Raw genomic sequence first — 14,026 nt, 5'->3', positions numbered from 1 at the left:
TTTCATTATCTGTAGCGAATGAATTGAATGATCATAATGATGAACTCCCCTAAAACATGACGTTCTTTATTATCTTACCAGCTTCTTTAAGATGATGAAAGCTGAAAAAGAGCCTCCATAATAGAAGGAGGCTCCCAAACACATCCGAAGCTTTAAACATTGAGGTTTGCAGTTTTTTTCTTGGACAAGTACGGCCGATCTTCCGTCCATACCGCCTGGACGGGCATATCGAAAAATTCGGACAGAACCTCGCCGGACATCATCTCTCTTGTCTTTCCCAACGCAAACACTTCCCCTTTTTTTAACAGCAGGGTTTGGCTGAAAGCGGGGAGAATTTCTTCTGCATGGTGAGTAACGTAAAGCATGGACGGCGCACTGTCTTTCTTGGCAATTTGTTCAACCGTATCCAGCACCTGCTCCCTCGCGATAAAATCTAGACCGGTGACAGGTTCGTCGAGAATCAGCAGCTCAGGATCGGCCATCAAGGCCCTTGCGATCAGCACCTTTTGCTTTTCTCCCTGGGAGAGCGTTTCATATCTCCTGTCCGCATAGCGGATGGAGCCGAATTCCTCCAAGAGGGCGACCGCTTTCTCTCTGACAGACTGTGAAGGCGATTCATAAAGGCCGATCGAAGCGAAGGCGCCGCTTAAAACAATTTCAAATGCACTGTCTTCAGGATAAAGCTTCTGCTGCAGGGCGGCTGAAACAAGGCCGATTTTTCGCCGAAGCTTCTCGCCAAGCTCCGTTTTTCCGAATTCGCGCCCTAACACGGTGACTTTTCCTATTGTCGGAAAATAATAAGCGCACAGCATATTGAGCAGTGCGGTTTTGCCGGCTCCGTTCAATCCGTATAACGCCCAGTGCTCCCCCTTTTCCACCGTCCAATCAATATCCTTTAATATCCACTCTCCGTTTCGTTTTAGTGAAGCATGCTCAAGCTGCAGAACCACTTAAAATCCCCCTTTTTTTATGTAAATATTCTGATAAATTAAAATATAATTCTTTTATTATAGCTTATATATTTAATAAAGTGAATGAGAGATTTTCCATTTTTAGCATGTGAAAAGCCGCAGATTGACTGCGGCTTAGTGAATGTTCTTATTCATTTGTTTAATGGCGGCTTTTTCCAGCCTTGAGACCTGGGCTTGGGAGATTCCGATCTCATCAGCGACTTCCATTTGCGTCTTGCCTTGGAAGAAGCGTTTTCTGAGGATCATTTTTTCCCGTTCATTCAGCCGTCTCATGCCTTCTTTTAAGGCGAGCTCTTCGATCCATTGCGAATCCTTGTTGCGCTCATCGCTGATTTGATCCATGACATAAATCGGATCTCCTCCGTCATTGTAAATCGGCTCAAACAAAGATACAGGATCTTGAATGGCGTCAAGCGCAAAAACGATTTCTTCATGGGACACTTCAAGCTCTTTAGCGATCTCCTGAGCAGTCGGCTCCCTGCTTGTCTCACTGATCAGCCGTTCTCTCACTTGCAGCGCCTTGTACGCGATATCCCTGAGTGACCGTGAGACGCGGATCGGGTTGTTATCGCGCAAATATCTGCGGATTTCTCCGATGATCATTGGTACAGCATATGTTGAAAACTTAACATTGTGGCTCAGGTCAAAATTATCAATTGATTTCATTAGTCCGATGCAGCCGACTTGGAATAAGTCATCAACATATTCTCCTCTGTTGTTAAACCTTTGAATGACGCTTAAGACAAGGCGCAAATTGCCGTTAACAAGCTTTTCTCTCGCTGTTGTGTCTCCTTCATCCTGCATTTGCTTGAATAACTTTCTCATCTCTTCGTTCTTCAGTACGGGCAGTTTTGATGTATCAACCCCGCAGATTTCAACTTTATTCCTCGACACTTTTTTCCCTCCCTACAGGAGCTGCTGTACAAAGTTCAGTATCTCCTCGGGTGGGAAAAATATGCATCGTTAATTTCCAAAAATAAGAAGATCGAGCCGAAAACCCTTGACTGTCAATGCTTCAAATTTCATAAAAAAATTAAACCATCTTGTTGAATTCTTTTCGGAGCCTTTTAATAATTCTTTTTTCAAGTCGGGAAATATATGACTGGGAGATCCCGAGCATATCGGCAACGTCTTTTTGTGTTTTTTCTTCCCCTCCGACAAGCCCGAAACGGAGCTCCATGATCTGTTTTTCTCTGTCATTGAGCTGTTCAAGCGCTTTTTTCAGCAGCTTCTTGTCAACGTTTGCTTCGATGTCTTTTGTAATAATGTCGTTTTCTGTTCCGAGCACATCTGAGAGAAGCAGCTCATTTCCGTCCCAATCGATGTTCAGCGGTTCGTCGAATGATACCTCTGAACGGATTTTATTGTTTCTTCTTAAATACATCAAAATTTCATTTTCAATGCATCTGGAAGCATATGTAGCCAGTTTGATTTTTTTCTCGGGATTAAACGTATTCACCGCTTTGATGAGCCCGATCGTGCCGATGGAGATTAAATCCTCGATATTGATTCCTGTATTTTCAAATTTTCTCGCGATGTACACGACCAGTCTGAGATTTCGTTCAATCAAAATCGCTCGTGCCGCCTGATCACCGTCAGGCAGCTTATGGAGAAGCACCTGCTCTTCATCTTTTGACAATGGCGGGGGAAGCGCCTCGCTTCCGCCGATATAATAAATTTCGTCGCTTTTCAGCCCCAGTTTCATTAAAAGTTTGTACCATAGATAGGTTAACCTTAATTTTAGTTTTTTCATCTTCCTCCCCCTTCTAAATAAACGTCTTCAGGAGTATGATAATGTAACAGACTTCAAGTTTAAGAAACGTGTTTGACCGGGTTTCCGGCCAGCATTTTCGGATGGACGATGGCGTCAAATTCGCCGTCAGCGGAAAGCGGTGATGTGCTGATGCCAATCAGGCATTTCGGCGCTTCAATCACTTCTCTTTCCGTACAAACGAGCACATGATCCGGCTTTAAGCAGAGCAGAAACTGATGCTGATGGCCGACCCCGCGGTACGGAATCAGGCGGATCCGCCCGATATACGGCAGTGCTTCATCCAGTTTCCCGACGGCATCAAGCGGGCTCATTTCCTTGATGGTCACACTTGCCTCTTCTCCCAATACAACTTTCAATTTTTCAATATTGACGATCATGACGGGCGTTTTTGTGATTGGATCGTAGAGCTGGTTTCCGGAGTCAATCAATCCGGTGAAATGAAGCGTATGTTCACCAATGCAGGCCTCTAGGCGGACGCGTTCTTCGTATTGAATTTTCTTCGCTTCAGCATCTTCAAAACGCTTTTTTGAAAACAGCCATACAGCCGCAAAACCCACACAGACAAACAGCCAGCTGACGGGGTCTCCAAAACCGGACCAATTCGTCATAAAGACGCCGTTTTCCATGATCGAATCCGTTTCAAGCAAAGAATGCGCTCCGATAATCCCTCCTCCCATTAAAAAAGTGGCAAAATAAAAAGAAAACAAATTCTGCAAAAAAAACCGGAACCGCTTAAAACCAAATGCCACAAGAACGATCACAACCGAAAACGACAGTTTGCCGGCAGGATGAAGGACGTACGGTGAAAAAGGTGTAAACATAAACAGAACGATGCTTGACGCGACAAATGCCCCTAGGATCAGCCTCCGCTTTTTAACCCTTCGCTTTAAAATAAATGCGGTCATCATTAAAAGCAGCAAGTCAAAACAAAAGTTTAACAGCCATATCGCATCTAAATAGATTTCCACATCCTTCCCCTTTCTGCGGCTCGGTGACCTTAGTGTTTGTTTTCCTAAGTATAAATCAAGCCCAAAGGTAAAGTCTGTCAATTAATGTTGCGTAAATCGTACATTTTTTGAAGTTTTCGTACTGAATTTGTCGATCGTAAAACGAAAAAAACGCTGCCATTAAAGACAGCGTCTTTTCACCTTTATTTCAGCTTTTCATTGATATACAGCTTGCCTTTTGCCGTTTGTCTCGTTTCATTGCCGTAATCATCTCTGACGATGACCTCGATTTCCGCTCCTTTTGCTTTTGCAGTTGAAGTAGCGGTCCAATATCCTTCATATTTTCCTTTTGAGACTTCTCTGATCGGCAGCTCCGTTACGTTTTGGGCAGCGGTTTTGAAATTGGTCAGCGGCATTCTGATCACAAAGACAGCATCCAAATCAGCGGCGCTTTCAAACTCGATTTTCACGGTTTCTCCCGTTTTGAGCTCGAGATCTTCGGCCGGTTTCAAGCCGGTGATTTGCGGCGCTTCAAAGTTGACATCTACCGTGACCTTTTTGGTCGTTTTGTTGCCTGCCGCATCCGATGCCGTTACTTTGATTTCATTTTTGCCGTTGTCAAGCATAATCCTTGCAGAATATTCGCCATTGTCAACAGCTGCTTTTTTGCCGTTTACATGAACAGATTCTAAGTGATCGTCTGATACTGTTCCTTTCACGGTGACGGTCTCTTTATTGAGTTTTGAGCCGCTTTCCGGCGTGTCGATTGTAAGCTTCGGCTTTTTCTGGTCAAGGACGATCCGGACCGGTTCTGAAGCATCAGTCGTTCCGGAAGCCGATGACGATTTCGCGGTGATGACATTTTCCCCTTTATTCAACGGTATTTCTTTTGAGAAAGTGCCGTCTGCCGCCGTTTCCGCTGTTCCGGCTTCTTCATCCCCGTTAAAGAGATGAACGGTCGTATTCGGCGAGGATGTCCCTTCAATGACAGCGTTCTTTTGGTTGGTGATGAATCCGTCTTTAGGAGACGTAATCACAGGCACCGACAATTCATAGTCGACCAAAGCGCGGATCATAAAGTTGCCTTGGTCTGATGGCGCTTTTGACCATGAGCCGTCCGTATACTGCCAGTTGCGGCCGGAATATTCTCCGTCTTCGTCTGTAGCAAGTCCAGGTGAGTTGGCCAGATCCTCTGTCTGGACGTATACGAGGTAAAAGTCTTTTCCGACGATGATGCCTTCGTCACCTAAATCAACGGTCGTCCATTCGCCTGTGCGGAGCGCTTCAGCCTTGAACGGGCCGGCGATTTTTTTGCCCGGAGAGCCTTTTTCACCCGAAGCATCATAGACCTCTACTGCAAAATCAGTGCCGCCCGGATCAGGGAATTCTGTATCCCAGAATTTAAACAAACCGCCTTTCAGCATGGCTTTTTCCTGCCCGTTTTCAAGCGTCATTTTAACGGCCAGCCCGTTGCCGGATTCATAGAAAGCCCAGGCGTTTTCCCCGGTTCCGTCATCATAGCCTATTTCCCCCGGATAGCCGATGAAAGGATCGAGCTCGATATCTTTCGAGACATCGCCTTTTAAATCAACGGAAAACTCGCTGCTGTAATATCCGTTTGCAGAGACCTTTACCGTATACGAGCCTTCATAGGCCGTTAATGAATAGCTTCCGTCATCATCCGTCTGGACTGGTTTTACAGCTGCATCTTCAACGATATACAACTTTGCATGCCGGACGGGTTCGCCCGTTTTTTTATTTTTTATCGTTCCGGTGAGCGTCCCTTTTTTTAGTTCTTTTAAAACAAAGTCTGCCGTTGTTGTCTTGTCGGACTCGATTTTTACGGTTTGGGCGGTTGATTCATATCCGTACGCTTCCGCTTTCAGCGTATAGGTTCCAGGTGCATGAGCCAAGCTGTATGCGCCTGTTGCCTGGTTGGAATATGTCGATTTGCCCGTTTCCAGCACGCTGACCTGAGCGCGCACCGGAAGAACCGCAGGAGCTGCTTTTTTCGTTTCGGTTTTTTCCTGAAGGGCTTCTGCCGGTTTTGCTTTTTTCGGATCAATCATTCGTTTCTTTGTTTTCTTATCCTTCATTTTGGCCGGCTGTTTTTCAACGCCCAATCGTTTTTTCGTACCGGCGCTCTTCACTTCCTTGACAAGCGCTACATCATCGATGTACAGCCCGTCACCTTCAATGCTGTCGTCAGATTGAAGGTTGAACATGACCTTAATCGTCTGTCCCCCGTATTCCGACAAATCGATCTGTCCGTCTTTCCATTCTGATGTCTTGCCGCTGTACTCGGCAGCCGGGATCCATTCACCTTTTCCTTCAGGCTGTACGTAAACGAAGCCGTAATCAAAGTCCTCTTCAATATCGTGCCAATATTTGTATGTGAGATAAAGCTTTTGATTTTTTGGAACGCTGACAGGAGGCATGAGAAGATTCATATTAGCCGAACTTTCATACGGCCCTGTCAGATTTGTTGCGAATACGTTTTTTCCCGATGCTGCGGCGTTCGGGCCTGACTGAGGAATTCCGCGCTCCCATGAATTCTTCACGCCTGATGTGAGCCAGCCGCTGGCGGAATTCTCGAAATCTTGTTTATACCCTGTTGTCACAGCCGGGGAAATCGGGACTTCGTACACTTTGGATTCCGTTTTGTTGCCTCCGAAATCGGTGACAATCCACTTGTAGGAAAGGGTTTTCCCTTCAGAAACAGTTACAGCCGCCTCGTACGTTCCTTTTTTATAGTCGCCGGAAGTTTGTTTGGCAGCGATCGTCTCCCAATCGGCGTCATCTGTTTTATAGCTCAATTTGACCGATATGATGCTGACATCGTCTTCTACATCAGCTTTAAGAGGCGTTTCCGAGCCTGAGTAAATTTCGGTGATCTCTTGATGGTTTAAGGCCGGCGGACTTTTGTCTTCGCCTTCTTTTCCGACTTGTCCTTCCGCTCTGCCCAACCCGCCTGTCACAGCGGACACTGCGTCAAACACGTTCACGAGTCCGTGGCCGTATCCGTTGTTCGGCGATTCGGTAAATTTGCTGTCTGTGAGCGGTGTTGCAGTTTCCATCAAAATCTTTTCGGTCTCATCAACAGTGATCGACGAATCGGCTTGCTTGATAAGAGCGGCGGCGGCTGCGACATGCGGGCCAGCCATTGAAGTGCCGTCCCAGCCGTCTTGATAGCCGCTTCCAGGCACAGATGAGCGAATGTTGACACCAGGCGCCGATATTTCAGGCTTAGTCTCATCATACGGGGAAGGACCTTGAAGTGAAAAATCGGCTAAGCGATTATCGATGTCTGTCGCTCCGGTTGCGAACGCTTCAGGGTAGTTTGCCGGATTGGCAATCGAAGCAGGTCCTCCCGGATTGGCGAAATCGACGTTCCCCGCAGAGAACTCAGGAAAGATGCCGGCAGCTCGCCACGCTTTTACGATATCCCTGTAAAACTCATCAATCCCGGCTCCCCCTGACCATGAGTTATTGACAACATCCGGCGCCATTTCAGGGTGCGGGTTGCCGTCTTTATCTTTTGGCGCCAAAATCCATTCACCTGCTGCAATAAGGTCTTCGTCCGTACCGCCGTCATCTGAAAAAGCTTTCACAGCAATCCACTTCGCACCCGGCGCCACACCGATTTGGTTTTGGCCGTCAGGCTCTGAGCCGACCATCGTCCCGGTTACATGCGTGCCGTGCTCCAGATCGTCAAATGGTTCAGAAGCGCCTGAAACCGCATCATACCAACTGAATTCGTGGTTAGGCTGATCGGGATGCTGCGGGTCATATCCGCGGTATTTTTCTTTCAAGGCCGGATGATCCCACTGCACGCCCGTATCAATCGACGCGACAACCGTGCCCGATCCGTCATATCCCAATTTCCAGGCTTTTGGTGCGTCGACTCGATTGATATTCCATTCGATTTCTTTTTCATCCTTGGCTGCTGATTTTTTCACAGACTGTTTAGTCGGTTTGATCAGCTGCCTTTTTTCGTTCGGAAGCACTTTTTCTACTTCCGGAAAAGCCGCTACTTGTTCCATGACCTCTTTCGTCGCATGGACGGCCATGCCGTTGACAATATAATAGGATCTGATTTTTTTTACGTCCCCCTGTTTTTCCTGCTTTTTTAAATAACGTTTCAGATCGCTTTGCGACTCATCCGCTTTGACTCTTAAAGCGGAAACAACAGCCGAGCGTTTTTGATATTCTGTTTTAGCAGCGCTCAGCGACTTTTTCTTCGCGTTCTTTTCCGCCTGTTTGGCCACTTTTGGTGTATCGACTTGATCTTTCAGTTTAATCAAAAATGTGACTTGATCTTCTTTTTTGAACTGTTTGACAAGAGTTTTTGAAATTTTCCCCTTCCCTGCGGCTGCTTGTTCTTTCATGGAAGTAAGTGCGGGCTTTGCCGCGGCATCTGAAACGGCGGGCATGAACAGCGAGCCGATTAACAAACCGCTTAAAATGGTGGAAAACGCCTTTTTTCTCAGCTTTCTTTTCAAATGAACATCCCCCTTTTTTATGAAATTAGCTGAATTTTCCTGTCCCCCCTCCTTGTGGACGCCTTGTCTGACTTTGATGTAACTTAAATATAGTAAAAACTGGTTAATTATTTTGTCGGTATTTGTCAAGGCCTTGTTTAAAATTAGATAAAAAAAGGACAAAAACGCTTAAAGGTTTTGTCCTTTTTTATCATTTAGTTTTTTTAGCTGCGTCAAAAGCTTTTAAAGCGTTGACCAAGCCGTATCCGTAGCCGTTGTTCGGGGATTTTTTAAACGTTTTGTCAGTTAGAGGCGTCGCCGTTTTCAGCAGGATGCGCTCGATTTCATCGACTGTGAGGTCCGGATTGGCTTCCCTCATTAAGGCGACGATGCCGGATACATGCGGGGTCGCCATCGATGTCCCGTTCATTGCAGCATACTTATGTCCCGGATAAGCAGAGCGGATGCTGACGCCAGGTGCAGAAATATCGGGCTTGATTTCGTCATATGGCGAAGGCCCTTGCAATGAAAAGTCGGCTAACGCGTTTGAGCTGTCAACTGCGCCAATCGCGAAAGATTGCGGATAGTTGGACGGGTTTTCAACTGAACCCGGTCCGCCCGGTTCGAATTCGCTGACATTGCCCGCTGCAAATGCAGGGAAGATATCAGCTGCCCGCCAAGCTTTGACAATATCCAAATACCATTCATCGAGTCCGCGTTCCCCTGCCCAAGAGTTGTTGACGACATCGGGAGCCTTTTCAGGGTGCGCTTTTCCTTTCGCATCTTTCGGGGCCAAAATCCATTCTCCTGCAGCCAAAAGGGATTTTTCATCTCCGCCGTCCTCTGAAAAGGCCTTGACAGCGATCCATTTCGCCGTCGGCGCGACACCGATCTGGTTTTTGCCGCCGGCTTCTGAGCCGACCATCGTGCCTGTCACATGTGTGCCGTGGCCCAAGTCATCATATGGCGTTTTCTTATTGCTTACCGCATCAAACCAGTTGAACTCATTGTCTGGACTGTTCGGTTTAGAAGGGTTGTAGCCTCTGTACTTTGTTTTCAACGCCGGATGATCCCACTCTACGCCGGTGTCAATTGAAGCGACGACGGCTCCTTTGCCTTTATAGCGCTTTTTCCAGACATCCGGCGCATGAACCTGCTCAATGTTGGAAGCAGGGGTGCGATCCGCGGTTGTTTTCGATTCTACTGTAGGTTTTTCGGTATTGCCCAGCTTGATTTTTTGATTGGGCAGCACCTTTTCAACCTCAGGAAATGAAGCCGCTTTTTCCATAACATCTTTTGTCGCCGTCACGGCGATGCCGTTTACAATATAGAAAGATTCCACTTTCTTAGCTGTTCCTTTTTTCTCTTCTTTTTCCAAAAACGATTTCAAATCTTTTTGTGTTCTTTCAGCTTTTGTACGCAGGGAAGTCAGCACTGCCGAGCGTTTGATCTCTTTTGCTTTTTTCACGGTCATAACGCTTGCTTTCGCCCGTTTTTCAGCCGCGGTTGCCGCTTGCTGAAGGTTCGCCTGGCTTTTCATTTTAATTAAAAAGGTCACTTTACCTTCTTTCTCAAAACGTTTATAAAGAGCGCTAGATATTTTGCTTTGTTCCTTTGTCTTCGCTGCCGTGCCTGTATCAGCCTGCACAGCAACCGGAGCGAGAAGTGAACCGATGAGTGCAGCGCACATGAACGTGCGGAATAATGGCTTTTTCTTCACATGACATCCTCCTTTAAGCAATAGCAAATATAGTCGTTTCTTGCGTTTCTATGTCTAGAAACAGAAACTATTAATAATGGTAATAGAAAAGGTTTATAGATATTGTCGTATTCTGTCATTTTTCCTTTGTCAGTTTGCAAATTCGTTCTTTTTACATATGACTTGTTCACCGTTCATAGTTCGGCCTGATGACAAGAAAAAAGGAAAATCTGTACATTCGGGAGAAAAGAGAGAGATTAGATGCAAGGCTTTTGAGGGAGCCGCTTCCATCAAGAAGACAATTGATGCTTTTGGAGGGGAAGGAACATCGGCTGCTGTTCCAGCGCGCAAAAAAAGCCGCCGACTTCTTGTCGGCAGCTTTCCAATGTATTGTAGACGTTTAGCGTTTATTGCGGTTTCTTAAGAAAGTCGGGATGTCAAGCGTATCCTCGGCAGGCTGTGATGGGCTGCGATGCGGCATGCTTGGCTCCTCGCGCTTCGGCTCCCGTTTCGGAGCAGGCTGATGATGCTGTTTTAAGCCTTGGTTTAAAGGTCTCTGCGGCTTTGATGAATCTTGATCCTGTTCGATAAATCCAGTCGCGATCACCGTAACGACGATCTCGTCTTTTAAGTTTTCATTGATGACAGATCCAAAGATCATGTTGACGTCCTGGTCAGATGCAGCTGCAACGATGTCCGCCGCTTCCTGAACTTCGTATAGGCTTAAGTTGGTGCCGCCTGTAATGTTCATCAGCACGCCTTGGGCGCCGTCAATCGCCGTTTCAAGCAGCGGGCTGGAAACAGCTTTTTTAGCGGCTTCCGCAGCGCGGTTTTCGCCTGTCGCTACACCGATACCCATCAGTGCAGAACCTTTGTTGGACATGATCGTTTTGACATCGGCAAAGTCAAGGTTGATCAGTCCAGGCGTTGCGATCAGGTCTGAAATGCCCTGAACACCTTGGCGGAGAACGTTGTCCGCTTCACGGAACGCTTCAAGCATCGGTGTGTTTTTATCGACGATTTCAAGAAGACGGTCATTCGGAATGACGATCAGGGTGTCGACGGCTTCCTTCATTGCTGAAATACCGCCTGCAGCCTGAAGCTGTCTTTTTCTTCCTTCAAAGGTAAACGGCCTTGTGACAACGCCGACAGTCAATGCGCCCAGATCTTTTGCGATTTGTGCGATGACAGGTGCCGCGCCCGTTCCTGTTCCGCCGCCCATTCCGGCTGTGACGAACACCATATCTGCACCTTTCAGCGCTTCTTCAATTTGTTCTTTGCTTTCCTCTGCGGCTTTTTTGCCGACTTCCGGATTGGCTCCGGCGCCGAGCCCGCGCGTCAGCTTCGCACCGATCTGCATTTTCGTTTCCGCTTTTGACAGGTTGAGAGCCTGAGCATCCGTGTTGACTGCGATAAACTCGACTCCCTGAACGTCATTTTCGATCATCCGATTGACGGCATTGTTACCGCCGCCACCTACTCCTATTACTTTAATCGATGCTAAGCCGTCTATATTTGTTTCAAACTCTAACATGCTAAATCCTCCTAATCCGTCGAATGACTAATCTCTATTCCCAAAAGAAGTTAAATATTTTCTTCATTTTGCTCGGCTTTTTCTCAGCTTGAGCCTGCTGCTTGGATTTTGGCTTCGGTCGCTGCTGCACTTCTTTTTGATGAGTTGCCGCGACTTCCTGAACCGCTTGTTCCGGCATCTTAAACCCTACTTTTCTGCCTTGGATTTTTGCGTTGCGGTAAGCGAATTGGATGAGGCCGACTCCTGTCATGTATTGAGGTTCTCTTACACCGATATAATTCGGGCTAGCCACTCTGACGTTATTTTGAAGAACATCCTGTGCGAGGCTGAGGACCCCCGGCATTCCAGCCTGTCCCCCTGTAAGCACAAAGCCTCCCGGCAATTCTTTTATTCCCATGTTCCGCAGTTCCTCTGCCACGAATAAAAAGATTTCTTCAAGCCTGGCTTCTATAATGTCTGCCACTTCCCGCTGAGTAAAGGTCTGCTTTTGGTCCGTCCCGATCACGGCGACTTCAAATGTTTCCTCTTCCGACGCTTCTTCGTAGAAAGCATGTCCAAACTGCTTTTTCACCCGCTCAGCTTCGTCCGTGGAGGTGCGCAATCCGATTGAAATATCCTTGGTGATGTTTTCTCCTCCCAGTGGTATGACACGGGTCGCAAGAAGGTGGCCGTCCTCAAATACGGCAACCGTTGTTGATCCTCCCCCGATGTCGATTAAAGCCACTCCGAGGTTTTTTTCGTCCTTTGATAAAGCGACAGATCCGGCAGCCAGCGGCTGAAGGCAAATATCCGTTATTTCAATTCCCGCTCTTTCCACACAGCGGAGCAGGTTATGTAAAATCGTTTTAGAGCCCGTGATCAGCGATCCTTCCACTTCAAGGCGGACGCCGAGCATCTTTTTCGGATCTGTAATATCGCCTCTTCCGTCAACGATAAACTGTCTCGGAATCACATCGACGATCAGCTGTTCAGGCGGGATGGAAACGACTTGAGCGGCCTCCATCACCCGGCGCACGTCTTCAACGTGGATTTCTTTATTCTCGCTTGAGACAGCCACAACACCGTTCGTATCTTGAATATGGATGTAGTTCCCATTAACCCCGACGATCGCGTGGGTCAGCGGAAAACCTATCATTCTTTCTGCTTGTTCAAACGCTTTTTTTATAGAATGAACCGTTTCATCTATATCAACGATTGATCCTTTTTTCAGCCCCTCTGAGGGAACATTTCCGACTCCGATAATGTTAAGAGAATCGTCTGACATTTCACCGACGATCACTTTAATATTGGACGTACCGATGTCTAGACTGACGTAAAGTTCATTGTTGTTCATTCTATGGCACCTCCTCACATTTCAGTCAATTCTATTCTATTATTTGCCGAACAACAATACAATGAATCTGGTTTTACAAGTGTGTAACAATCAATACAAACCAATACGCTTCGTTTTCAGTTTTAGGATTACTGTGAATATTCGTGATATCCTATGTATATCCTCTTTTAAATCCGATTTTTTTTAATTTTTTCTCCTCGATGCCGTCCATTTGGCGAGCAGTATTCTTCTGATGACCGCGATGTTTTGAAAAAGCCTCACGCCAAATGCAAACATACCGACTAAATACAAGTCTACACCAAGATGAACGCCCAGAAAAGCCAAACTTATGGCAAGAATAATATTGAAGAAAAAGCCTGTCACAAAAACTAGTTCATCGTATACACTTTCCAAATGGGCCCTTATTCCCCCGATCAACGTATCGAGCGATGCCAGAATCGCCAGGGACAAATAATTTGAGTACTCATCCGGAATGGTGAAATTCGTGCTGAACCCGATTGTAATTCCGAGCAAAAGCCCTAAAACCGGAAGCCACATTAGGAATTCTCTCCTTTTGATTTTTCGAGCGGTTTCAATGGCGCAACTTGCATTGAACCTTCGTAAGCTTTGATTTTGATTTGTTTTTCAGGCCTTTTGATTTGCAAATCCAGATTTTCTCCCGCGAACAGATCCTGCAGGGATGAAGCATTCATTCGGCTATATAGTTTATCGGCGTTTTTGCCGATGACTTTTACCGTTATCGGATAGTTGTCCAAAGGATAACCGTCTATTTTGGTTGTTCCGTTGATATCGCGGATCACCGTCGTGTTGACAACCCTTCTGTCGTTGATGGATATTTCTTCCGCTTCATACATATTCAGTTCATTAATCAGCTTTTTCAGAAGGTCGGGAGGGGGATTTTGAATCGATTCCCCTGTCAATTCTTCCGAGAAGAGCTGAGAAATGGTGATGATGATTCCGTTCCCTGTGACATCTGTGAAGCCGGCCTGTTTTTTTAAGTTTTGAAGCGTTTCATTCAACGCTTTTGTCCGCGAGGTTTCTTCTTGATGACTGTATGTGTTCAGCATTTTTTCATACTTGTCAATTTCGCTGATCAGATCAAGCTGTTTTTTCTGTTCTTCCTTCAAGTCCTCCCTGAGGTCCCAAATGTCCCGCGTATCGCGGACCTTCGGCGCCTTCAGCGAATTGAACTGCACGGACAGCATAATGCCGAAAATGAGCATCAAGATGCTCAAACTGATGAAACGATTATTTTTCTTCAATGTCCGCCCACCAACTTTTCAACGT

Annotated in this window: 10 protein-coding genes; all 10 read right to left on the bottom strand. The window is 46.5% G+C overall.

Features of this window, described 5'->3' with window-relative positions:
* Positions 1–152: 152 nt before the first annotated feature.
* The gene (locus KI350_RS04350; RefSeq protein ID WP_009328547.1) at positions 153–950 is read right to left on the bottom strand and encodes an ABC transporter ATP-binding protein; all 798 of its coding nucleotides are present in this window, start codon (positions 948–950) and stop codon (positions 153–155) included.
* A gap of 135 nt (positions 951–1,085) precedes the next feature.
* Entirely contained in the window at positions 1,086–1,865 is a 780-nt protein-coding gene (gene sigG, locus KI350_RS04345) for an RNA polymerase sporulation sigma factor SigG (protein ID WP_003181576.1), read from the bottom strand.
* Between the two features lie 139 nt (positions 1,866–2,004).
* Complete coding sequence (gene sigE, locus KI350_RS04340) at positions 2,005–2,724, bottom strand: RNA polymerase sporulation sigma factor SigE (protein ID WP_003181573.1); 720 nt, start codon at positions 2,722–2,724, stop codon at positions 2,005–2,007.
* A gap of 59 nt (positions 2,725–2,783) precedes the next feature.
* The gene (spoIIGA, locus tag KI350_RS04335) at positions 2,784–3,713 is read right to left on the bottom strand and encodes a sigma-E processing peptidase SpoIIGA (RefSeq protein ID WP_009328548.1); all 930 of its coding nucleotides are present in this window, start codon (positions 3,711–3,713) and stop codon (positions 2,784–2,786) included.
* A gap of 182 nt (positions 3,714–3,895) precedes the next feature.
* Entirely contained in the window at positions 3,896–8,194 is a 4,299-nt protein-coding gene (locus KI350_RS04330) for a S8 family peptidase (RefSeq protein WP_212930443.1), read from the bottom strand.
* Positions 8,195–8,384: 190 nt separating this feature from the next.
* The gene (locus KI350_RS04325; protein WP_003181566.1) at positions 8,385–9,893 is read right to left on the bottom strand and encodes a S8 family serine peptidase; all 1,509 of its coding nucleotides are present in this window, start codon (positions 9,891–9,893) and stop codon (positions 8,385–8,387) included.
* Between the two features lie 379 nt (positions 9,894–10,272).
* Complete coding sequence (gene ftsZ, locus KI350_RS04320; protein WP_003181563.1) at positions 10,273–11,406, bottom strand: cell division protein FtsZ; 1,134 nt, start codon at positions 11,404–11,406, stop codon at positions 10,273–10,275.
* A 34-nt stretch (positions 11,407–11,440) separates the two neighbouring features.
* Entirely contained in the window at positions 11,441–12,739 is a 1,299-nt protein-coding gene (gene ftsA / locus KI350_RS04315; RefSeq protein WP_003181562.1) for a cell division protein FtsA, read from the bottom strand.
* Between the two features lie 183 nt (positions 12,740–12,922).
* Positions 12,923–13,276, bottom strand: coding sequence for a small basic family protein (locus KI350_RS04310; RefSeq protein WP_003181559.1), 354 nt, complete (start codon positions 13,274–13,276; stop codon positions 12,923–12,925).
* Positions 13,276–14,001: a DUF881 domain-containing protein gene (locus KI350_RS04305; protein ID WP_003181557.1), complete on the bottom strand. Its 726-nt coding sequence runs from the start codon at positions 13,999–14,001 to the stop codon at positions 13,276–13,278. Before KI350_RS04305 ends, KI350_RS04310 begins: the two co-directional genes overlap by 1 nt.
* Between the last annotated feature and the right edge of the window lie 25 nt (positions 14,002–14,026).

The organism is Bacillus sp. J41TS8, from assembly GCF_018333035.1.
Lineage (GTDB): Bacteria > Bacillota > Bacilli > Bacillales > Bacillaceae > Bacillus > Bacillus paralicheniformis.
The sequence above is the reverse complement of the archived record's forward strand: the minus strand, read 5'-3'. Positions and strand labels throughout refer to the sequence as shown.